Below are 21,081 nucleotides of genomic sequence, written 5' to 3' on the forward strand. Positions count from 1 at the left end.
GACAATTCTTTGGCCCAACGCTGAGAGCGACAATCCGCCCAGCGGCTTCTCGGAGGAACGACGGAATGCTTGGTTTGATGCAAGACTGGCCCCTGCTCTGCCACCGGATCATCGAACACGCCGCCAAGATTCATGGCAAGCAGGAGGTCGTGACGCGATCGGTCGAGGGACCGATCCATCGCACCACCTATGCCGATATCCACAAGCGGGCGCTTAAGGTCTCGCAGATGCTGGAGCGCGACGGCATCAAGCTCGGTGACCGTGTCGCAACGATTGCCTGGAACACCTGGCGCCATCTCGAGGTCTGGTACGGCATCATGGGGATCGGCGCCATCTGCCATACCGTCAATCCCCGCCTTTTCCCCGAGCAGATTGCCTGGATCATCAACCATGCACAGGACCGCATCGTGATGACCGACATCACGTTCATTCCGGTCCTGGAGAAGATCGCCGACAAGCTGACAAGCGTGGAACGCTACGTCGTGCTCACCGACAAGGCGCACATGCCGCAGACGACGCTGAAGAACGTGGTCGCCTACGAGGACTGGATTGCGGAGGCCGACGGCAAGTTTAAATGGAAGGACTTTGACGAGAACACGGCGGCCGCGATGTGCTACACATCGGGCACCACCGGCGACCCCAAGGGCGTGCTGTATTCGCATCGCTCCAACGTGCTGCACGCGCTGATGGCCAACAATGTCGACGCGCTCGGTACCAGCGCCTCCGAGACCATGCTCCCCGTGGTGCCGCTCTTCCACGCCAACAGCTGGGGCATCGCCTTCTCCGCGCCCTCGCAGGGCACCAAACTCGTGATGCCCGGCGCCAAGCTCGACGGCGCCTCGGTCTATGAGCTGCTCTCGACCGAGAGGGTGACGCATACCGCCGGCGTGCCCACGGTGTGGCTGATGCTACTCCAGCACATGACCGCCAACAATCTGAAGCTGCCGGACCTGAAGATGGTTATCTGCGGCGGCTCGGCGATGCCGCGTTCGATGATCAAGGCCTTCCTCGACATGGGCTCGAACGTCCGCCACGCCTGGGGCATGACCGAGATGAGCCCGATCGGCAGCGTCGCGGCGCTGAAGCCGCCGTTCCAAAATGCGACCGGCGAGGCCCGGCTCGACGTGCTCCAGATGCAGGGCTATGCGCCGTTCGCCGTCGAGATGAAGATCACCGACGATGCCGGCAAGGAATTGCCGTGGGACGGCACGACCTTCGGCCGCCTCAAGGTCGCCGGCCCGGCCGTCGCCAAGGCTTATTACCGGGTCGACACTGATATTCTCGACGAGGACGGCTTCTTCGACACCGGAGACGTCGCGACCATCGACGAAGCCGGCTACATGCGGATCACCGACCGCTCCAAAGACGTGATCAAGTCCGGGGGCGAGTGGATCTCTTCGATCGAGCTGGAAAACCTCGCCATCGGCCATCCAGCCGTGGCGGAAGCCGCCGTGATCGGCGTGTTCCATCCCAAATGGGACGAGCGTCCGCTGCTGATCGTGCAGCTCAAGCAGGGCCAGCAGGCCAGCCGCGAGGACATCCTGAAGTTCATGGACGGCAAGATCGCCAAATGGTGGATGCCTGACGACGTTGCCTTCGTCGACGGCATCCCCCACACGGCGACGGGCAAGATCCTGAAGACCGCGCTGCGCGACCAGTTCAAAGAATACCGCTTCCCGAACGCGGCGGCGTAGGCGGCCAAACCAAACACCGTCATTCCGGGCGATGCCAACGTCATCGAACCCGGAATGACAGGCCGTAACATCCCGGGAACCCTTGAATTTGCCTCGGGGCCGTGGTCTCAACGGCCCATCGTCGTGCCCGATCGACCGGCATCGCCCTCAAGACCCCGGCAGAGCTCACCCGATGGCCCGCAGGTTTTCCGCTCCCTATCAGTCGGAGCCCGTGTCCAGTCTCGCGAGCTGGGCGCGCAATCTGGCCGTGTTCGCGGTGGTGGCGGTGGTGGTCTCGATCATCATCGTCCGGTTCGGCTTCCTGGAGATGAAGCCGGCACTCGCGACCTTCTTCGGCGGGCTCGGGATTGCGGCGCTCTCGATCCTGTTCGGGCTCGCCGGCTTTGCCGCGATCTGGCAGAACGGCTCGCGCGGCATGGCGCGCATCCTGCTTGCCTTCCTGATCGACGGCGCGATCCTCGCCTATCCCGCTTATCTCGGCCTGCAATACCGCAAGCTGCCGGCGATCCACGACATCACCACCGACCCGATCGACCCGCCGCGCTTCGACGCGCTGGCCCGCCTGCGCAGCGGCGATGGTGCCAATACCGCTGTGTATGCCGGCCTCTATTCGGCCGAGCAGCAGCGTCAGTTCTATCCTGATATCGAGCCGATCGAGCTCGAGATTTCAGTCGACCGCGCCTATGCGATCGCGCTTCAGCTGGTCAACAAGCGCAAATGGCTTGTCATCGACGAGCGCGCGCCGCAGCCGCCGCGCCGCATCGGCCGCATCGAGGCGGTGGCGCGCTCGCCGATCATGGGGTTCCGCGAGGACATCGCGATCCGCGTCGTGCCCGACGGCGAGGATTCCCGCGTCGATATCCGCTCCGCCTCGCGCTATTTCGAGAGCGACCTCGGCAGCAACGCCGCGCGCGTGAAGAAATTCACCGACGATCTCAACACCGCCGCCGATGCCGACGCACTCAAGCCGGTGAAGAAGACGCCGGTGGCGCCGCCGAAGGCGCCGGCGAAAACTGTGAAGAAGTAACGGAACGCTAGGCGTCCGCCATCCGATAGGTCCCGCCGATCACGGGATCGCCATCCGTCGCCACCACGCCGCGGGCGACCAGATCCTCCAGATGCGCCAGCACGGAGTAGCCTGCCGCGGTGGTGAGCCTTGGATCGATGCCGATATAGATTGCCCGGACCATGGTCGGGATGTCGGTCTCGCCCTTGGCGAGGCGGTGCAGGATGGAGGCTTCGCGCGCCTTGCGGTGACGGATCAGGAAGCGCACGAAGCGCGGACCGTCCGGAATTTCGGGGCCGTGGCCGGAGAAATACACATCCTCCTCGCGCGCGGCGAGACGATCCAGCGATTCCATGTAGTCGATCATCGAGCCGTCGGGCGGCGCCACGATCGAGGTCGACCACCCCATCACGTGATCGCCGACGAAGTTGAATTTCCGCTCGGGCCAGGCAAACGCAAGGTGATTGGCGGTATGACCGGGTGTCGCCACGGCCTCGAGCCGCCAGCCGTCGCCTTCGACCACGTCGCCATGGGCGATCCTGATATCGGGCGCGAAGTCGCGATCGGCGCCGGATTCCGGATTGTGCTTCTCGCTCTCGAAACGTGGGCGCGAGGCGCGGTGCGGGCCTTCGGCGTAAACAGGCGCGCCGGTCGCCCGCTTGATCCGCGCGGTGTTCGGCGAATGGTCGCGGTGGGTGTGGGTGACGAAGATATGGCTCACCGTCTCGCCGCTGACAGCATCGAGCAACGCCGCCGCATGCGCCTCGTCGTCCGGACCGGGATCGATGATCGCGACATTGCCTCGGCCCACGATGTAGCTGACCGTGCCGGTGAAAGTGAACGGGCTCGGATTGTTACAGAGCACGCGCCGCACACCGGGGCGGACCTCCTCGACGATGCCGGGCTTCAGCGGAAAGTCGCGGTTGAACGGGACGTCGTCGTTGTCGGACATGGGACTTCCTGTGCACTGCAGTCCCAACCCTCGCCGTCATACCCCGCGAAGGCGGGTATCCAGTACGCCGTGGCGCCGGTGGCGAAGGCGAGGTCTCTGGGATACTGGATCGTCCGCTTTCGCGGACGATGACAGCTGAGCAAAACGACGGCCACGGAATACGTGCCTAGAAAAACGCCTGAATGCCCGTGATCGCGCGGCCCAGGATCAGGGCGTGGACGTCGTGGGTGCCCTCGTATGTATTGACGGTCTCGAGGTTATGGACGTGGCGCATCACGTGATACTCGATCGAGATGCCGTTGCCGCCGTGCATGTCACGCGCGACGCGGGCGATGTCGAGCGCCTTGCCGCAGTTGTTGCGCTTCATGATCGAGATCATCTCGGGCGCGAACTTGCCCTCGTCCATCAGGCGGCCGACGCGGAGCGAGCCCTGAAGGCCCAGCGCGATCTCGGTCTGCATGTCCGCGAGCTTCTTCTGCACGAGCTGGGTCGCAGCGAGCGGCTTGCCGAACTGCTTGCGGTCGAGCGTGTACTGGCGGGCGCGGTGCATGCAGTCCTCGGCCGCGCCGAGCACGCCCCAGGAAATACCGTAGCGGGCGCGGTTTAGGCAGCCGAACGGGCCCTTCAGGCCGGAGACGTTGGGCAGCAGCGCGTCTTCCGGAACCACGACGCCGTCCATCACGACCTCGCCGGTGATGGAGGCGCGAAGCGACAGCTTGCCGCCGATCTTCGGTGCCGACAGGCCCTTCATGCCCTTCTCCAGCACGAAGCCGCGGATCTGGTTGTCGTGCGCGGCCGACTTGGCCCAGACCACGAACACGTCGGCGATCGGCGCGTTCGAGATCCACATCTTGCTGCCGGTCAGGCGATAGCCGTCCGAGACCTTCTCGGCGCGGGTCTTCATGCCGGCCGGATCGGAGCCGGCGTCAGGCTCGGTCAGCCCGAAGCAGCCGACCCACTCGCCGCTGGCGAGCTTCGGCAGGTACTTCTTGCGCTGGTTCTCGTCGCCATAGGCGTAGATCGGATACATCACCAGCGAGGACTGCACCGAGTTCATCGAGCGGTAGCCGGAATCGACCCGTTCGATCTCGCGTGCGACGAGACCATAGGCGACATAGCCGGCGTTGGCGCAGCCATATTCCTCCGGCAACGTGATGCCGATCAGGCCGAGTTCGCCCATCTCGTTGAAGATCTCGCGATCCGTCTTCTCTTCGAGATAGGCCTTGGCGACGCGCGGCAGCAGCTTGTCCTGGGCGTAGGCGCGCGCGGTGTCGCGCACCATGCGCTCGTCTTCGGTGAGCTGCTCGTCGAGCAGGAACGGATCGTCCCACTGGAAAGAAGCCGAAGCCGGCTTGTCCTTGGCCTGAGGGCGCGCGGTCATGAAACGTCCTTTCGTCTGGTTCCGTCAAAATTTGCCCGACAACGTAAAGCGCCGCGGCAACAAGTGCAATTGCGTTGCAGATGATCGGGTCTGCGTGAATCCCGGGGACCTGCGAGGCGCGCCTCGGGGGATTCGCTTCGCGCACCCCGGGATGACAGCGCTAGCTTTCGAGCAGCTCGTTGGCGACGATCTCGATGCCGAAGCCCGAAAGGCCCTTGTAGTCGTGCACGGAGGAGGTGAGATGCCGGATCGAGGTGACGCCGAGATCGCGCAGGATCTGTGCACCGACGCCGACTTCACGCCACTGCCGGTTGCGGTCAGCCTCGGTCGCGCTCTCATCGGGCAGCGGCGCCACGGGGACACCGGCAGCACCGTCGCGCAGATAGACCAGAACGCCACGGCCCGATGTCTTGAAGTGCTCGAGCACCGCCGCCATGCGCTTGTGGCCGGTGAAGATGTCCTTGACGATGTTCGGCTTGTGGAAGCGTGTCAGGACGTTCTTGCCGTCGCCGACGCCGTTATAGACGAAGGCGACGTGGGCGATGGAATCGAACGGCGAGCGGTAGGCATAGCCCTGAAGCGGCCCGATCGGGCTTTCGGTGACGAAGGTCGAGACCCGCTCGATCAGCTTCTCGCGCACCTGGCGGTAGGCGATCATGTCGGCGATGGTGACGTGCTTGAGCTTGTGCTGGGCGGCGAAGCGGGCGACCTGCTCGCCCTTCATTACGCTGCCGTCGTCATTCATCAACTCGCTGATGACGCCGACCGGCGGCAGGCCGGAGAGCTTGCACAGATCGACCGCGGCCTCGGTATGGCCGGAGCGCAGCAGCACGCCGCCGTCCTTGGCGATCAGCGGGAAGATGTGGCCGGGACGGGCGAAATCGTTGGCACCGGCGTTGGGATTGGACAGTGCGCGGCAGCACGAGGCGCGCTCCTCGGCCGAGATGCCGGTGCCGCCGTCGGGCTTGTAGTCGATCGAGACCGTGAATGCGGTGGTGTGCGCGGAATCGTTGTGGGCCACCATCGGATCGAGCCGCAGGCGGCGCGCATCTTCGGTGGTGATCGGCGCGCAAACGATGCCGGAGGTGTGGCGGATGATGAATGCCATCTTCTCCGCGGTGCAGAACGAGGCGGCGACGATCAGATCGCCCTCGCCCTCGCGGTCATCGTCGTCGGTGACGACCACGAGCTCACCCCGGGCAAAGGCCTGCAAGACTTCCTGGACGTTATCCGGCATTTCCCAATCTCTATCGGTTATGGCCCGGAGGCTTAGCCGGACTTGGGCCGGGGCGCTAGTGTCCCCGGCGCAACCACATATGCCGGACCGCAACCCTGCCCGACGGGCGGCTTGCACCGGGCAGATCAGGGATATGGGCGAGGAAAAGCCCCGGTGAGAAGCGGGCCTGGCGCGGTCAGGGCAGCACCTCGCGCCGCTCGCCAAGCCGCTGATCGAGTTCGGCACGCTTGTCGGCCAACAGGCCGGCTTGGGCGGCCTCGATCACCGTGAACAACTCGTGGGCGTCGCTGAGCCGGGTCACGGTGACATAGCTGGCGCCAGCCGCGTAGAGTTCGTCCACATCCGACAACAGATCGGCCGTGGCAATGATCATGGCGGTCGGGTTGAGGGTGCGGACGTGGCGGACCAGCTTCTCGTTGCTGGCCCCCTTCAGAAGCGCATCCGGTACGCTGAGGATGATCATCTCGGACTTGCCGACGCCGGCATGGAGCAGCGTGTCGGCGCTGCTGATATCTCCATAGATCACATGCAGGCCGCGCGAAAGCAGCGTCTGGTACACATTGGGGTTGAAGTCGATCACGGTGATCTGCTCGAGCAGCACCGGTGCCTGCCGTTCGATCTCGGCCAGCAGCGCGCTCGCCGCACGGAAAAAGCCGAGGATGACGATGCGGCGCGCCTCGCCATGGCCTTCGTGCCCTTCCTCGCCTTGGCCATTGCCGTGGTCGAGATCGCGCAGGCCGATCCGCTTCAGGGGACCGATCGCCCAGCGGGTGATCTCGTCGCTGCGGGTCATCACGAAGGTCGAGAGCACTGCCAGCACCACGAAGGCGAAGGAGGCCGCATTCGCAGTCTCCGCCGCGATGTGATGGTCGGCGACGCCGGTCTGGATCACCACCAGCGAGAATTCGGAGATCTGCGCGAGATTCAGGGCCGGCAACAGGCTGGCGCGCAGGCCCTGCTTCATCAGATAGAGCGGGGCGAAGGTGGTGACGAGGCGGCTCACCACCGTGAACGCCGCGATCATCAGGGCAAGCCCGATCACGGAGAGGCCGGGCACGGGAATGGTCATGCCGAGCGCGACGAAGAACAGCGTGATGAAGAAATCGCGAAGCGTCGTGACCTTGGCCGTGACGTCGAGCGCGTAGGGAAAGGTCGAGAGCGAGACGCCGGCGATCAGGGCGCCCATCTCGCGCGACAGCGACAGCCGCTCGGCGGTCTCGGCGACCAGGAAACACCAGGCGAGCGCGCCGAGCAGGATCAGCTCGGGGCGGCGGGCGATCTGGTGAAACAGGCGCGGCAGCACGTAGCGGCTCACCAGCAGTGCCGCGGCGACCAGCACCGCGACCCGGCCGATCGAGAGCAGGATGACGCTGATTTCCAGATTGGCGAGGCTCGGCTGCACCGCCAGGAACAGGATCGCGAAGATGTCTTGGAGCACCAGCACGCCGAGGGTGATGCGGCCCGGCAGGGTGTCGAGCTCGCGCTTCTCGTAGAGCACCTTGACGATGATGACGGTGCTCGACAGCGCGCAGGCGACACAGAGATAAACCGCGTCGAACTGACCCCCACCGAGCGATAGACCGATGCCGACGAAGAACAGCACCCCGAGCAGGCAGCCGCCGAGGAGCTGGCCGCCCGCCGCGAACAGGATGACTTTTCCCGCCCGCACGATCTTCTTCAGGTCGATCTCCAGGCCGATCATGAACAGCATGAAGATCAGGCCGAGCTCGGAGATGACGCTGATCGATTCCTGCGACTTGACCCAGCCGGCGCCAAATGGACCAATGCAGAAGCCGGCGATAAGGTAGGCCAGGATCAGCGGTTGCCTGGAGAAGTGGGCAAGCAAGCCCAGCATCCAGGCAAACAGGATACAGAGAGTGATGTCGCGAATGAGCTCGTGCATGCCAGATTGGTCCGTTTTGCCGCACCCTAGTGATCGAGTGCGGCGCGGCAAGCGAGCAATTCGTCACATGCGGATGGGGCTCGCCATTGCAATGCTGCTATGCCCCCTCGCCTGCTCCGTCCCCGCGGCCGCTCAATCCAAGGTCAATATCGAACAAAACTTTGCCGATTCCCTCACCGCACTGCCAAAAGAAGAACTCGCCGTCTCCGGCGGGTTCTACGTGCCCGCCTATTCCAGCGTCGCGATGAGCCAGGGCAAGCTGCGCGTCGACTTCTCGGTGACCCTGAGCGTGCACAACGCCTCCGAGACGCAAGCACTGGTGGTCAAACGCATCGCCTATTTCGACACCGCAGGCAAGCAGGTCGAGAGCTATCTGAAGGCACCCGTCGCGGTGAAGCCCCTCGCCACCGTCTCGATCTTCATTCCGACCGACGACGTACGCGGCGGGACCGGAGCCAATTTCCTCGTCGATTGGGCCGCAACAAGCGAGATCGCCGAGCCTGCCGTCGAGGCCTTGATGGTTGGCGGCGTCGCCAATGCGCATTACGCTTTCATCAGCCAGGGCCGTCCGACCCGGACGGTCGGCAAAAAATAAGCAAGAAGCACGACTGACCGGCGCAAAGCCGGCAGCCTGACAAGAATAGAACGAGGAACGCTCCAATGACGTCCAGCTTCGATTTTGCGCCCCTGTTTCCCGCAGGGCTGCCGGCCCCCTCTGCGCGCTGGACGGGCCTTGCCAAATACAGTTTTGTCGGCGGCAATAACGACTCCGAGCAAGTGCCGCTCGATCATCTGATCGAGGCGGCCAACCTGGCTCTGCAACGCGAAGGCCGCTCGCTCGCCACTTACGGGCTGGCACATGGTCCCCAGGGCTATCTGCCCTTGCGCGAATTCCTGGTGACAAAACTCAAGCGCGATGCCGGCATCAACTGCACGGTCGACGACCTCCTGATCGTCTCCGGCTCGCTGCAGGCGCTCGACCTCGTCAACGCCACGCTGCTGACGCGCGGCGATACCGTGATCTTCGAGCAGGATAGCTATCAGGGCTCGCTGACCCGCCTGGCACGGCTCGGGGTCAACGTTGTTGGCATTCCCCTCGATAAGGACGGCATGCGCATGGACGTGCTGGCCACGACGCTGGCCGACCTCAAGGGCCGCGGCATCCGGCCGAAATACATTTACACCATTCCGACCGTGCAGAACCCGACCGGCAGCATCATGCCGGAGGGCCGCCGCACCGAGCTGTTGCGGCTGTCGGCAGGCTACGGCGTGCCCATCTTCGAGGACGATTGCTATGCCGATCTGGTCTGGTCAGGACAGCGGCCGCCGGCGATCCATGCGATGAGCCGGAACGGCGGCGTCATCCATATCGGCTCGTTCTCGAAGTCGATCGCGCCCGCGCTGCGCGTCGGCTTCATCGTGGCGCCCTGGGATGTGATGTCGCGGATGCTGGCGCTGAAGACGGACGCCGGCTCCGGCGCGCTGGAGCAGATGGTGCTCGCTGCCTATTGCAAGCCGCATTTCTCGACCCACGTGCCGGCGCTGACCAAGACGCTACGCACCAAGCTCGACACGCTGATGGAGGCCGTCAACGAGCAGTTCGGGACGGCAGCCGAGTTCGAGGAGCCCAAGGGCGGCATCTTCCTGTGGGTGAAGCTGCCCGATCAGGTGGATACGCTAAAGCTGTATCAGGCCGCGCTTGCCGCCGGCCTCTCGATCAATCCGGGGCCGGAATGGTCGACCGACAAAACCCACTCCAGATCGCGACTGCGGCTGTGCTTTGCGAGCCCCTCGCATCAGCAGATCCGCGAGGGCGTCGCCGTGCTGGCCGAGATCTGCCGCAAGGAGTTCGGCGTGCCGGCCCGCAGCGCCAATGTGGAGAAGCGAGCCTGAGCCTTCAGACGATCTGGGGCTGGCTGCCGTGGATCGCGGAGGCCAGCCGCAGCAGCAGCACGATCGAGACGTTGCCCTTGCCGGCCTCGATCTGGGCGATGTAGCGCTCGGAAATCCCGGAGCGGCGGGCCAGCTCCCGGCGCGACAGGACGCAGCGCATGCGTGAGGACTTCAAGCGGTCGCCCAGCTCGGCCAGAAACGCGCTCTCGGAATAAGGCGGCACGGCGCAGCTCCCGGGCAGCACCTCGCCTGCGAAATCCCTGACTTGATTCAGCATCGGTCTATCCAATTTCGCCTTCGGGAGCGCCATCCTACCCCGGAAGCGGCCGGCCTCATTGACGCGGATCAAATTCGCGCGCGATTGGTGGTCAGCGTGGACGATTGCTCGCAGGATGCTACACTTCGGAATCATTCGGAGGTGGGGCTTTTCAGAACATGAGGCGTTGTTTGAACCGCTGGATCGCGGCAGCAGTGCTGTGGGTTGCGTTCGAGCCGGCGGCTGGTGCCGAGTCGCTCGCGGCGACCGTTGAGCAATGGGGTCTGCTCGGCTCATGGGCGATCGACTGCGCGGTCCGGCCCGACCGCGACAAGGGCGCGCTCTTGATTTACGAGATCCGCAAGGACGGAAGGGTGATGTACCGGCGCAATTTCGGCGAGACCAAGGACGAAAACGAAGTGGTATCGGCGACGGTCAGCGCCGACGGCATGCTCAATGTGATGGTGTACTTCCCATCGCTGCAGCAGACGCGCGAGTTTGGCCTGCTCCTTTCGAAGCAAGGCGGCTTGCGCGCAATCTACAATCGCAGCGAGCGCGGCGAGTACACGATCAGGGACGGCAAATACGTCGCGACCGGCGCGCCAACACCTGCACAACAGCGCTGCGATTAACCCACCTGAACAGGCGTTCAGAAATCTCCTGCGATTCCTCCGGAACGTTCCCGCGAATGCGCCGTTTAGATTTGCATTCCATTGGAGGAGGACATCATGAAGAAGTTTGGTTATGTGCTTGCCGCTGTCGGCGCGCTCGCGGTTGCACTGCCGACGCTCGCCAGCGCGGAGACGGTGGTGATCAAGCGCGGAGGTCATCATCACGGCATGTATGGTGCCCGCGCCGAATACGGCATGCATCGCGATCACGGCTGGCATCGCGGCTGGCGCCATCGCGACCGCGTGGTCGTGATCAAGCGTGGTCACCGCCATCATTGGGACTAATGCGCAACGCAACATGGAAATGGCCCCTCGCGGGGCCATTTCTTTGCGTGCACGAAACGTTCGGCGAGGTCAGTCCCATGCCGGCGCGAAGCCGGGATTGACGCAGCGCCTGTCCTTCGGCAGCGCGGCGATCTTGTTGCGGTCGGCATCATCGAGGGTGATCTTCAGCGCGTCGAGATTGGCCTGCTGGCTCTCTCGGCGTGAGGCTTTCGGGATCGCGGCGACACCGTCCTGGTCGAGCAGCCATTTCAGCGCGACCTGCGCGGCGGTTGCATTGTGCCTCGCGCCGATCTCGGCCAGCACCGGATCGGAGGCGGCACGCCCCTGTGCCAACGGGCAATAGGCAACCAGCGGGATCGATTTGGCGTTGAGATAGGCCAGCACCTTCGATTGATCGAGCATGGCGTGGTATTCGATCTGATTGCACGCGATCGGCGCCTTGATGTCCTCGACCGCGATCTTCAGCAGCGCTGTGGTGAAGTTGGCGACGCCGATCGCCCGCGTGCGCCCCTCCTCCTTCAGCTTCATCAAGGTCTCGAACACCGCGCCCCAGTTCGCCGCCTTGGACGGCCAGTGCACGAGATAGAGATCGACATGGTCGAGCCGCAGCTTCTTCAGGCTGGCGTCGAAAGCGCGGCGAATGGCGTCGGCGCTGAGGTTCTCGTGCCAGACTTTCGTCGTGACGTGCAGCTCGCCTCGCGGCAGCCGGGCCGCGGCGAGCGCCGCGCCGATCGATTCTTCGTTGCCGTACATCTCGGCTGTATCGATATGGCGATAGCCGATCGACAGGGCGCTCTCGACTGCCGCGCGGCAGGCATCGCCCTGCATACGAAAAGTCCCGAGGCCAAGCTTGGGCATGCTGATGCCCTGTGTCTTGAGAGTATCCATGAAAAGGCTCCTGACATCGTTCAGCCCGCCGAGGCCAGCAGCGATGCTGCGTGAGCAGACTCTTTGGGGATGGAAGAGAGGTGGCGGGAACGGACAGCATAGCGCGGCAGGCGCAATGCGGCCAATCAAGATCGGGTTAGCGTCCCTCAGGAATGCTGCGCCACGACGGCTGGACGCGCCTGCGGCTGCGGCTCGATATCGGCCGACCAGAGGTCCCGGTTGTCGACGTCCTTCAGCGTCACTGTCATCACGCCGGTCCGGCCATCGATGTCGACCTTGCCGAAGAACTGCAGTCCGAAACAGGGCGCGAGGTTTTCCCCCTGCGCCTCGCCGCACCCGTTCTGGTACATCGCGACGGGACCAAAGGTATCGTCGAGCTCGCCCGGCCCCCAGGTGCCGGCATGCAAGGGCCCCGAGACGAATTCCCAGAACGGTTCGAACTCCTGGAATTGCGCCCTGTTCGGATCGTAATAGTGCGCGGCGGTGTAATGCATGTCGGCGGTGAGCCAGACGATGTTGCGGATTCCGGCGTGCTTGATGGACGCGAGAAGATCGGCGATCTCGTGCTCGCGCCGGTCGGGCGGCCCACTACCCAGCGCGACCGCATCGAGACTGACCAGCCCGATCGGCAGGTCGGCCGCGATCACCTTCCAGGTCGCGCGCGACGCCGCGAGCTCACGCTTCAGCCAGGCGAGCTGTTCTGCGCCCAGGATCCAGCCGCGGTGATCGTCGCCCTTGTTCCAGCTATCGTCGCGATAGCTGCGCATGTCGATCATGAAGACGTCGAGCAGCGGGCCATAGGCGATCTTGCGATAGACCCGCCCCTTTCGCGCGCCGATGTCGTGGATCGGCATGAAGTCGAAGAACGCGCGGCGGGCGCGCGCGACCAGGCGCGGGGTGCCGTCATCCTCATGGCCGGCGGCGTCATAGCTGCCGGTCGGCGACCAGTCGTTGGTGACCTCGTGGTCGTCCCATTGCGCGAACATCGGCACCTCGGCATGGAAGGCGCGGAAGTGCTCGTCGAGATGGTTGTATTTGTAATTGCCGCGGAACTGCGCCAGCGTGTGCGCGACCTCGGATTTCTCCTCGGTCACGACATTGCGCCAAATCTCGCCGTTCGGCAGCTTCTGCTCGGAGGGGATCGTGCAGTCGGCGTAGATGTGGTCGCCGGAGTGGATGAAGAAGTCGGGGCGATTGTCGAGCATGGTGCGATAGCTGCGGTAGCCGCCGCGCGATGTGTCGATGCCCCAGCCCTGCCCCGCAGTATCACCGGACCACAGGAACGAGATCGACCGGCCGGCAGCCGGCGCAGTGCGGAAATGGCCGATGCGGCTTTCGCCGGCGATGCCGGTCGCGATGTCGTCGAAGCGCACACGATAGAAGATGTCCTGCCCGGGCGGCAGATCTTCCAGCAGCAGTTTCGAGGTGAAGTCGGCATCGCGCGAAGCCGACGCGATGACGGTCTTGAAGCTTTCCACGGATGAATAATCCACCCGCATCCGCGCCGGCCTGTCGGCACGCGCCCAGATCACGGCGGAGCCATCCGAGACGTCGCCGGACTGGATGCCGCCTGCGATCTGCGGACGATCCGCGGCGCGACTGAGGTGTGGCGTTGCAAGCGCGGCAACGGCGAGGCTTGAGGTGGAACGGACCAGGAATTGCCGCCGGGTCCAGGCGCGCGAGGCGCGGAGCGCTACCATTCAGGAAACCTTCGTCGACTAGCGACGGAAGGTGCCTGCGTCGTTTGACCCCCGGCTTACGGTTTCTTGACCGCGGGCCTACGGTTTTACGACGTGCGGATGACGGCTCGGAGCTGAACCTAATGCTTCCAGTTGCAGATGCCGCCGCTGCGGCACGGCCATGTCTGGATACGGGTATCCATCGCCTGCGCGTCGAGGGGATTGCCGTGGCGATGCGCGAGCTTGGTGCGCGCCGCGCCGCGTGGCTGCGCGGGCTTGGCGTGCGCGACCTTCGGCTCCGACACGCGCACGCGTTCGGCGGCCACCTTCTTCGGCACGTCGACCGGCTCGGCGCGCGCCCGCGCCTCGTTGCCGCCGCGCGCCTCCAGCGCGACCGGCGCGAACTGGGTTTCGGGCCCGAGCCGCTTCGGCGACAACACCGCCTTCGAAAGATCGAGGCCGAGATATTCACTGGGTTTGTAGTCGTCAGCGCGCGCGACGCCGCCCCATGCGAGCACGAGGGCAACGGCCATTGCAAAAGGAGCGCTCTTTGGAATCACGGACGCCTCCTGAAATTGATTGTTAAGAGGTAATTTACCTCTATTTAGGAGGCGTCGCGCGCAATTCCAGCGGTCAACTGCCGCCGTGGTTAAGAAGTCTGGCGGTGTCAGGCGACCTTTCGCGGTGCACCCGTCTCTTCAAGAAGCCCCATCAGACGGGTGCGGATGATGGTTTCCGCCTCAGCCATGATCCTGTCGACGAGTTCCTTGCAGGTCGGGATGTCGTGGATAAGGCCTGCGACCATGCCGCAGCTCCACGCGCCCGCGTCCATCTGCCCGTCCAGCATGATCCTGGGATAGACGCCCGCGACCTGGTCGTGGATGTCGTCGATCTTCAGCTTGTCGCCCTTCTCGCGTTCGATCTCGAGCAGGCGGTCGACATTGGCGTTCTTCAGCACGCGCTCGGTGTTGCGCAGGCTGCGCATAATCAGGCGGGTGTCGAGCTCGGTCGCCGCGACCAGCGCATTCTTGACGTTCTGGTGCACCGGCGCTTCCTTGGTGGCGATGAAGCGCGTGCCCATGTTCATGCCGGCCGCCCCCAGCGACAGCGCCGCGACGAGGCTGCGGCCGTCGGCCATGCCGCCGGATGCGACGAACGGAATCTTCAATTCCTCCGCCGCGCGCGGCAGCAAAATCATGTTGGGAATGTCGTCCTCGCCGGGATGGCCGCCGCACTCAAAGCCGTCGACGCTGACGGCGTCGCATCCGATGCGCTCGGCCTTCAGCGAGTGGCGCACCGAGGTGCATTTGTGGATGACCTTGATACCGGCGGCCTTCAGCGCGGGCATGTAGGCTTCCGGGCTGCGGCCGGCGGTCTCCACGGATTTGATGCCGCCTTCGACGATGGCGGCGATGTACTCCGGATAAGGCGGCGCGGCGAAGGTCGGCAGGAAGGTGAGGTTCACGCCGAACGGCTTGTCGGTCATATCGCGACAGCGTGCGATCTCTTTTGCCAGCAGTTCCGGCGTCTTCTGGGTGAGACCGGTGATGATGCCGAGCCCGCCGGCATTGGAGACGGCAGCCGCCAGCTCGGCAAAGCCGACGAAATGCATGCCGCCCTGGATGATGGGGTGCTCGATGCCGAACAGTTCGGTGATCGCCGTCTTCACTTAAATTACCTCCCGGGCTTTTGCTTGACGTTCGGAGCAGTCTAGCCGGACTTTTGCGCCGCGGTCACCATTTCTCTCCGAACGGCCATTGGCTCAATGCCCCCGCGCGGGAGCGCCCAGCTTGATCGGGCGCAGCACCGCGGCGGTCGGGATCATCAGCACCGCGATGATCGCGAGCGTCCAGAACACGTCGATATAAGCGAGCAAATCGACTTGGTGCTGCAAAGTGCGGCCGACCCAGGCGACCGCCTGCGAGGCCGCATCGCTGGCATTCGAGCCCTGAGCCTGGAAGAAGCGGGTCATCGTCTCGATGGTCTGCTGATAGCCGAGGTCCGACGGCGCGGCGTGCTCGATCAGGCGGCTCTGGTGGAATTGCTGGCGCTGCGCCAGAATTGTCTGCGCCAGCGCGACGCCCATGGAGCCGCCGATATTGCGGGCGACGTTGATCAGCGCCGAGGCCTGGTTGGTCTTGTCGGGCGGCACGCCGTCATAGGACGCCGTCGTGACCGGCAGGAACAGGAAAGGCAGACCGAGCGCGAGGAAGATGCGCGACATCGCGGCATAGCCGTAGGTGATGTCGCCGGTGAGGCCCGTGAGATGCCACATCGAGAAGGCGACGATGGCGGCACCGAACATGATGAGGTATTTCGGCTGCACGCTGCTGACGAGACGCCCCACCACCGGCATCAGCACCAGGGTCGCGATTCCGCCCGGTGACAGTGCGAGACCCGCCAGCATCGCGGTGTAGTTCAAATCGCTCTGGAGCAGTTGCGGCAAAAGCTGGGTCGTCGAGATCAGCACCGCGCCGGTCGCAAGCATGACCAGGAAGCAGGCGGCGAACTGGCGGCGGCCGAGCAGGCGGAGATCGACGATGGGATCCTCGCGCGTCAGCTCCCACGGGATCAGCGCAAGCAGGGAGACGGCCGAAAGCACCGCGAAGAACACGATCATGTTCGAGCCGAACCAGTCGCTGCGCTGGCCTTCGTCGAGCACGTATTCGAGCGAGCCGAGCCCGATCGCGACCAGCAGGAAGCCGACATAGTCGATGCGCAGGCCCTTGCTCAGCAGCTTCTCCCTCTCCTCCTCCGCGCCCGACGGCTCCTTGACCAGCGTGCCGACCAGGAACAGCGACAGCAATCCCATGGGAACGTTGATCAGGAACACCCAGTGCCAGGTGTAGGTGTCGGTGATCCAGCCACCGAGCGTCGGACCGACCACGGGCGCGACCACGACCGCGACGCCATAGATCGCGAAGGCCTGGCCGCGCTTGTGCGGCGGGAAGGAGTCGGCGAGGATCGCCTGCTCGCTGGTCGCCATGCCGCCGCCGCCAAGGCTCTGAAGGATGCGGAACAGCACCAGCGCCTGCAAATTCCAGGCGAAGCCGCACAAAAGCGAGGAGACCGTGAAGATCGCAACGCAGATCATGTAGAAGCGCTTGCGACCGATCACGGTCGACAGCCAGCCCGAGATCGACAGCACGATGGCGTTGGCGACGAGATAGCTGGTGATGACGTAGGTGCTCTCGTCGATGCCGACGGCGAGCCCACCGGCGATGTGGCGCAAGGCGACGTTGGCGATGGTGGTGTCGAGCACCTCCATGAAGGTCGCGATCGAGACGACGAATGCGATGAGGTAGGGATTATGACCGCCCGCCGCCGAGCGCTCGGGCGACCAGCCGCCCGCGGACGCGCCGCCCTGCGCCGTGTCGGTCATCGCACCCTGGTCCAGGGTACGACCGACATGCCGGGACCAACGGGCAAATCGGCCGGCCAGCTGTCGACCACGATCTTCACCGGCACGCGCTGTACCACCTTGACGTAATTGCCGGTGGCGTTCTCCGCCGGCAGCAGGCTGAACGCGGTGCCGGAGCCCGGCTGCACGGACTCCACATGGCCGGTGAGCTTGCGCCCGGGATAGGCGTCGATGCGGATCTCGACCGGCTGGCCCGGCCGCATGTCGTTGAGCTGCGTCTCCTTGTAGTTGGCGACGATCCAGACCTCGTCGGGCACGAACATCATCAGGCTCTGGCCCGCATTGACGAAGGTGCCCTTCGCGCCGCTGAGTTTGACGACGCGGCCGGACTGCGCCGCAACGACACTGGTGTATTGCAGGTTCAGCTTGGCCTGATCGAGCTGCGCCTGCGATTGCTCGAGCTGAGCCCGGGCGCCCTCAAGCTGCGCCTGCAGCGTCTTGATGCCGACTTGCGCGGCCGTTACCGCAGTCTTCGCGCGTTCAGTGTTGGCCTGCTGCGCCTGAAGATCGGAGCGGGTCTGCTGCTGGCGCTGCACTGTGCCGGCGCCCTTCTCGACCAAATCCTGGGCGCGCGCGAATTCTTCCTGCGAGAACTGAAGCTGGGCCTGCGCCTGTTCGAGCTGCGCCTCCGCCTGCTTGATCTGCTCCTGCTGCGAAACAATCTGCGCCTCGACATTGGCGATGTTCGCCCTGGCGACCGCGACCTGCGCATTGGCTTGATCGATGGCGATGCGATAATCGCGCTCGTCGATCTTGGCGAGAAGGTCCCCGGCTTTGACGTGCTGGTTGTCCGTGACCGGGATGTCGGTCACGTAGCCGCCGACCTTGGAGGCCACGGAAAAGCTGCGCGCCGCGACGAAGGCATCGTCGGTGGATTCATAGTGGCGCACCTCGAGCCAGTAGAGCAATCCGACGATCAGAGCTGCCAGCAAGACGATGGCGCCGACGCTTGCCAGCAACCAATGCTCGCGAATCCGGTCTCGCAGCGACGGTGCCTGCGCCGGCTTCGCGTCCTCGGCGTCGGGGGCCTGATCAGGAGATGTCTTCGGAGCTTGCTTTGCACTCTGCGGCTGCTCCGCGGACGGTCCACGCTCCCGTGTTTGAGCATCCACGGTGAACACCTTTCTTGGGGATCAAACTGGCGGCAGAGCCGCCAAAGCCGGCACACGCGCCGCGAGCCCAACTGCAACTCCTGATCATGGTTCCGCTTGTGTTGCGAGCACCATCGCGTTCGTGAACGCCTGCCCAAAAAGCGAGCGCGGCACACTGGGTGCCGCGCACGCCTCTCACGGGAAATGCACCAGGAGTCAGTGCGTTTTCGTCGCGTGCCACTTCTCGAGATCGGGCTTCACCTCGTCCGATCCCTGCTCCTTTTCCGGAGTGCCCTTCCAGGGCTTGTCCGTCTGCTTGTGCGAACCCCAGTCGCTCTGCTGCCGAGGATCGTCGTTAGGCCGTTCCTTGCTCATCGAGCTTCCTTTCGGTGGAAACGCTTACGCGAAGGGGACGCCGTAATAGGAGTTGATGCCGCGAACCGCGGCGTCATCACCCCAGTTCCAATCACTCCGTTCGCCGTATTTCGGCGCGCCTTCCAGTTCCTTGGTGGTGATGCCCGTGACGTAACCGCCGAGCTCCGTGTCGTATTTCAGCGACTGCCACGGCAGCGGATAATGGTCGTTGCCGAGGCCCAGAAATCCGCCGAAGCCGAGCACGGCGTAGGACACCTTGCCGCTGACCTTGTCGATCATCACGCGTTCGATCGAGCCGATTTTGTTGCGATCGGCGCCGTAGACCGATGTTCCCTCGACCTTGTCGCTACCGATCAACCGACCCATTTCGTCTCGGTCCAGTTCACCCTGATTCAACATCTCAATTCTCCACTCAGCCAGTGTGGAGACAACCCGATGAGGTGCGCGATCGTTCCGGCATGTTCCGTCAGACTTGAGGAACATCGCCGGAAACGGGCGGTTCTCTCAGCTTCAAATCCCGGAAACCAAATACCGGAAAACGAAGGGCCGCCCTCGATGTCCCAGACCGTCTCCGACTTCATCGTTCAACGTCTGCATCAATGGGGCGTGCGCCACCTCTTTGGCTATCCCGGCGACGGCATCAACGGCGTATTCGGCGCCCTCCAGCGCGCTGAGGGCAAGATCGGTTTCGTCCAGGCGCGGCACGAGGAAATGGCCGCCTTCATGGCGACGGCCTATGCGAAGTTCTCGGGCCAGATCGGGGTCTGTATCGCAACTTCGGGCCCCGGCGCCTCGCATCTGATCACCGGGCTCTATGATGCCCTGCTGGATCACCAGCCGGTGCTCGCGATCGTCGGTCAGCAGGCACGCAATGCACTGGGCGGACATTATCAGCAGGAACTCGATCTGGTCTCGATGTTCAAGGACGTGGCTGGCGCCTACGTCATGCAAGCATCCTCGCCGGCGCAGATCCGGCATCTGATCGATCGGTCGACCCGGATCGCGTTGGCTCGGCGGACGCCAACGGTGATCATCCTGCCCAACGATATCCAGGAGGAGCCCTACGAGGATCCGCCGCGCGCTCACGGCACCCTGCACTCCGGCATCGGCTATAGCGCGCCAAGCATCAAGCCTCGTGACGCTGACCTCGACCGCGCCGCCGAGGTGCTCAACGCCGGCAAGAAGGTCGCGATGCTCATCGGCGCCGGCGCGCTCCACGCCACCGAGGAGGTGATCGCGGTCGCCGACCGCTTGTCCGCCGGCTGCGCCAAGGCGCTGCTCGGCAAGGCAGCGCTCCCCGACGATCTGCCTTGGGTCACCGGCTCGATCGGCCTGCTCGGCACCGAGCCCAGCTACAACATGATGATGGAATGCGACACGCTGCTGATGGTCGGCTCCGCCTTTCCCTATGCCGAATTCCTGCCGAAGGAAGGCGCGGCGCGCGGCGTGCAGATCGATATCGACGCCAGCATGATGTCGATCCGCTTTCCCATGGAGGTCGGCCTCGTCGGCGATGCCGCCGAGACGCTGCGCGCCTTGCTACCGCGACTGAAACCGAAAAACGACGGCGCCTGGCGCCAAGGGATCCAAGACGACGTCGCGAAATGGTGGAAGACGCTCGATGATCGGGCACATCAGCCTGCGGCACCGGTCAATCCCCAGCTCGTCGCCTGGGAGCTGTCTCCGCGCCTGCCCGACCGCGCCATTATCACCAGCGATTCCGGCTCCTGCGCCAATTGGTTCGCGCGCGACCTGAAGATGCGCCGCGGCATGACGGCCTCGCTCTCAGGCGGCCTCGCCTCGATGGGTGCCGCGGTGCCCTATGCGCTCGCCGCGAAATACGCCCATTCCGACCGGCCGGTGATCGCCCTCGTCGGCGACGGCGCGATGCAGATGAACAATATGGCGGAGCTGATTACCGCCGCCAAGTATTGGCGCGACTGGACGGATCCGCGCTTCATCGTCTGCGTCTTCAACAACGAAGACCTCAACCAGGTGACCTGGGAGCAACGCATCATCAACGGCGATCCGAAATTCGAGGCATCGCAGCGCATCCCGAACGTGTCCTATTCGCGGTTTGCCGAGCTGATCGGCCTCTCCGGCATCTACGTCGACAGCCCGCAGCTACTAGGCTCGGCTTGGGACCAAGCGCTCGCGAGCCAGATGCCGGTGGTGCTGGAGGTGAAGACCGACCCCGAAGTGCCGCCGCTGCCGCCGCACATCACCTTGCAGCAGGCCAAGAACTTCTCTCTTGCGCTGATGAAGGGCGATCCCAACGAGAGCGGAGTGATCAAGGGCGCGGCGCGGCAGGTGCTGGCAAAGATCCTGCCTGGAAGCGAATGAGGTGAA

At 64.4% G+C, this 21,081-nt stretch carries 20 protein-coding genes; 7 read left to right on the forward strand and 13 right to left on the reverse strand.

Annotation, left to right across the window (positions count from 1 at the left end; genetic code table 11):
- Positions 1–65 precede the first annotated feature (65 nt).
- Together IVA75_RS14390 and IVA75_RS14395 are read left to right on the forward strand one after the other, a co-directional pair.
- The gene (locus IVA75_RS14390) at positions 66–1,694 is read left to right on the forward strand and encodes a fatty-acid--CoA ligase (protein WP_247290992.1); all 1,629 of its coding nucleotides are present in this window, start codon (positions 66–68) and stop codon (positions 1,692–1,694) included.
- Between the two features lie 172 nt (positions 1,695–1,866).
- Positions 1,867–2,721, forward strand: coding sequence for a DUF1499 domain-containing protein (locus IVA75_RS14395; RefSeq protein WP_247290994.1), 855 nt, complete (start codon positions 1,867–1,869; stop codon positions 2,719–2,721).
- A gap of 7 nt (positions 2,722–2,728) precedes the next feature.
- Here the strand turns inward: IVA75_RS14395 and IVA75_RS14400 are convergent, their stop codons facing one another.
- The 4 genes from IVA75_RS14400 to IVA75_RS14415 form a co-directional block, all read right to left on the reverse strand.
- The gene (locus IVA75_RS14400) at positions 2,729–3,652 is read right to left on the reverse strand and encodes an MBL fold metallo-hydrolase (protein ID WP_247290996.1); all 924 of its coding nucleotides are present in this window, start codon (positions 3,650–3,652) and stop codon (positions 2,729–2,731) included.
- A 166-nt stretch (positions 3,653–3,818) separates the two neighbouring features.
- Positions 3,819–5,033, reverse strand: a complete 1,215-nt coding sequence (locus IVA75_RS14405; RefSeq protein WP_007594720.1) for an acyl-CoA dehydrogenase — start codon at positions 5,031–5,033, stop codon at positions 3,819–3,821.
- Positions 5,034–5,193: 160 nt separating this feature from the next.
- Entirely contained in the window at positions 5,194–6,270 is a 1,077-nt protein-coding gene (ribB, locus tag IVA75_RS14410; protein WP_027568700.1) for a 3,4-dihydroxy-2-butanone-4-phosphate synthase, read from the reverse strand.
- Between the two features lie 175 nt (positions 6,271–6,445).
- On the reverse strand, positions 6,446–8,173 hold the full coding sequence (locus IVA75_RS14415; protein WP_247290998.1) for a cation:proton antiporter: 1,728 nt from the start codon (positions 8,171–8,173) through the stop codon (positions 6,446–6,448).
- Between the two features lie 67 nt (positions 8,174–8,240).
- Here IVA75_RS14415 and IVA75_RS14420 point away from each other — a divergent pair, with 67 nt between their 5' ends.
- Positions 8,241–8,768 carry a DUF3124 domain-containing protein gene (locus IVA75_RS14420; protein WP_247291000.1) on the forward strand — a complete coding sequence of 176 codons (528 nt, stop codon included), beginning with the start codon at positions 8,241–8,243 and terminating at the stop codon, positions 8,766–8,768.
- Between the two features lie 65 nt (positions 8,769–8,833).
- On the forward strand, positions 8,834–10,066 hold the full coding sequence (locus IVA75_RS14425) for a PLP-dependent aminotransferase family protein (RefSeq protein WP_247291002.1): 1,233 nt from the start codon (positions 8,834–8,836) through the stop codon (positions 10,064–10,066).
- 4 nt (positions 10,067–10,070) lie between these two features.
- Here the strand turns inward: IVA75_RS14425 and IVA75_RS14430 are convergent, their stop codons facing one another.
- Positions 10,071–10,343 carry a helix-turn-helix domain-containing protein gene (locus IVA75_RS14430; protein ID WP_018456224.1) on the reverse strand — a complete coding sequence of 91 codons (273 nt, stop codon included), beginning with the start codon at positions 10,341–10,343 and terminating at the stop codon, positions 10,071–10,073.
- Between the two features lie 158 nt (positions 10,344–10,501).
- On the opposite strand from IVA75_RS14430, the gene IVA75_RS14435 reads away from it, so the two are divergent.
- Together IVA75_RS14435 and IVA75_RS14440 are read left to right on the forward strand one after the other, a co-directional pair.
- Positions 10,502–10,954, forward strand: a complete 453-nt coding sequence (locus IVA75_RS14435) for a hypothetical protein (RefSeq protein ID WP_247291004.1) — start codon at positions 10,502–10,504, stop codon at positions 10,952–10,954.
- A 96-nt stretch (positions 10,955–11,050) separates the two neighbouring features.
- Positions 11,051–11,278 (forward strand): hypothetical protein, encoded by a 228-nt coding sequence (locus IVA75_RS14440; RefSeq protein WP_027516531.1) that lies wholly within the window; start codon positions 11,051–11,053, stop codon positions 11,276–11,278.
- Positions 11,279–11,347: 69 nt separating this feature from the next.
- On the opposite strand, the gene IVA75_RS14445 is transcribed toward IVA75_RS14440, so the two are convergent.
- From IVA75_RS14445 to IVA75_RS14480, 8 genes are all read right to left on the reverse strand, one after another.
- A complete protein-coding gene (locus IVA75_RS14445) occupies positions 11,348–12,166 on the reverse strand; it encodes an aldo/keto reductase (RefSeq protein WP_247291006.1) in 819 nt (272 codons plus the stop codon).
- Positions 12,167–12,312: 146 nt separating this feature from the next.
- Positions 12,313–13,866 carry an alkaline phosphatase D family protein gene (locus tag IVA75_RS14450; protein WP_247291008.1) on the reverse strand — a complete coding sequence of 518 codons (1,554 nt, stop codon included), beginning with the start codon at positions 13,864–13,866 and terminating at the stop codon, positions 12,313–12,315.
- A 119-nt stretch (positions 13,867–13,985) separates the two neighbouring features.
- Complete coding sequence (locus tag IVA75_RS14455) at positions 13,986–14,405, reverse strand: hypothetical protein (RefSeq protein ID WP_247291027.1); 420 nt, start codon at positions 14,403–14,405, stop codon at positions 13,986–13,988.
- A 107-nt stretch (positions 14,406–14,512) separates the two neighbouring features.
- On the reverse strand, positions 14,513–15,514 hold the full coding sequence (locus tag IVA75_RS14460; protein WP_247291029.1) for a nitronate monooxygenase family protein: 1,002 nt from the start codon (positions 15,512–15,514) through the stop codon (positions 14,513–14,515).
- A 93-nt stretch (positions 15,515–15,607) separates the two neighbouring features.
- A complete protein-coding gene (locus tag IVA75_RS14465; protein WP_247291031.1) occupies positions 15,608–17,227 on the reverse strand; it encodes a DHA2 family efflux MFS transporter permease subunit in 1,620 nt (539 codons plus the stop codon).
- Complete coding sequence (locus tag IVA75_RS14470; RefSeq protein ID WP_247291033.1) at positions 17,224–18,378, reverse strand: HlyD family secretion protein; 1,155 nt, start codon at positions 18,376–18,378, stop codon at positions 17,224–17,226. Before IVA75_RS14470 ends, IVA75_RS14465 begins: the two co-directional genes overlap by 4 nt.
- Positions 18,379–18,573: 195 nt before the next feature.
- Positions 18,574–18,732 (reverse strand): hypothetical protein, encoded by a 159-nt coding sequence (locus IVA75_RS14475; RefSeq protein WP_007594751.1) that lies wholly within the window; start codon positions 18,730–18,732, stop codon positions 18,574–18,576.
- A gap of 24 nt (positions 18,733–18,756) precedes the next feature.
- The gene (locus tag IVA75_RS14480; protein ID WP_027568689.1) at positions 18,757–19,131 is read right to left on the reverse strand and encodes a PRC-barrel domain-containing protein; all 375 of its coding nucleotides are present in this window, start codon (positions 19,129–19,131) and stop codon (positions 18,757–18,759) included.
- Positions 19,132–19,287: 156 nt separating this feature from the next.
- Between IVA75_RS14480 and IVA75_RS14485 the strand changes: the two genes are divergently transcribed.
- Entirely contained in the window at positions 19,288–21,075 is a 1,788-nt protein-coding gene (locus IVA75_RS14485; protein WP_247291035.1) for a thiamine pyrophosphate-requiring protein, read from the forward strand.
- Positions 21,076–21,081 lie beyond the last annotated feature (6 nt).

Source organism: Bradyrhizobium sp. 134 (assembly GCF_023074155.1).
Classification (GTDB): Bacteria; Pseudomonadota; Alphaproteobacteria; order Rhizobiales; family Xanthobacteraceae; genus Bradyrhizobium.

Coding starts and splice junctions, on each gene's coding strand:
- IVA75_RS14400 (WP_247290996.1), bottom strand. CDS start 3,652: ATGTCCGACAACGACGACGTCCCGTTCAACCGCGACTTTCCGCTGAAG.
- IVA75_RS14390 (WP_247290992.1), top strand. CDS start 66: ATGCTTGGTTTGATGCAAGACTGGCCCCTGCTCTGCCACCGGATCATC.
- IVA75_RS14445 (WP_247291006.1), bottom strand. CDS start 12,166: ATGGATACTCTCAAGACACAGGGCATCAGCATGCCCAAGCTTGGCCTC.
- IVA75_RS14465 (WP_247291031.1), bottom strand. CDS start 17,227: ATGACCGACACGGCGCAGGGCGGCGCGTCCGCGGGCGGCTGGTCGCCC.
- IVA75_RS14480 (WP_027568689.1), bottom strand. CDS start 19,131: ATGTTGAATCAGGGTGAACTGGACCGAGACGAAATGGGTCGGTTGATC.
- IVA75_RS14420 (WP_247291000.1), top strand. CDS start 8,241: ATGCGGATGGGGCTCGCCATTGCAATGCTGCTATGCCCCCTCGCCTGC.
- IVA75_RS14415 (WP_247290998.1), bottom strand. CDS start 8,173: ATGCACGAGCTCATTCGCGACATCACTCTCTGTATCCTGTTTGCCTGG.
- IVA75_RS14475 (WP_007594751.1), bottom strand. CDS start 18,732: ATGAGCAAGGAACGGCCTAACGACGATCCTCGGCAGCAGAGCGACTGG.
- IVA75_RS14405 (WP_007594720.1), bottom strand. CDS start 5,033: ATGACCGCGCGCCCTCAGGCCAAGGACAAGCCGGCTTCGGCTTCTTTC.
- IVA75_RS14435 (WP_247291004.1), top strand. CDS start 10,502: ATGAGGCGTTGTTTGAACCGCTGGATCGCGGCAGCAGTGCTGTGGGTT.
- IVA75_RS14430 (WP_018456224.1), bottom strand. CDS start 10,343: ATGCTGAATCAAGTCAGGGATTTCGCAGGCGAGGTGCTGCCCGGGAGC.
- IVA75_RS14450 (WP_247291008.1), bottom strand. CDS start 13,866: ATGGTAGCGCTCCGCGCCTCGCGCGCCTGGACCCGGCGGCAATTCCTG.
- IVA75_RS14395 (WP_247290994.1), top strand. CDS start 1,867: ATGGCCCGCAGGTTTTCCGCTCCCTATCAGTCGGAGCCCGTGTCCAGT.
- IVA75_RS14485 (WP_247291035.1), top strand. CDS start 19,288: ATGTCCCAGACCGTCTCCGACTTCATCGTTCAACGTCTGCATCAATGG.
- IVA75_RS14425 (WP_247291002.1), top strand. CDS start 8,834: ATGACGTCCAGCTTCGATTTTGCGCCCCTGTTTCCCGCAGGGCTGCCG.
- IVA75_RS14440 (WP_027516531.1), top strand. CDS start 11,051: ATGAAGAAGTTTGGTTATGTGCTTGCCGCTGTCGGCGCGCTCGCGGTT.
- ribB (WP_027568700.1), bottom strand. CDS start 6,270: ATGCCGGATAACGTCCAGGAAGTCTTGCAGGCCTTTGCCCGGGGTGAG.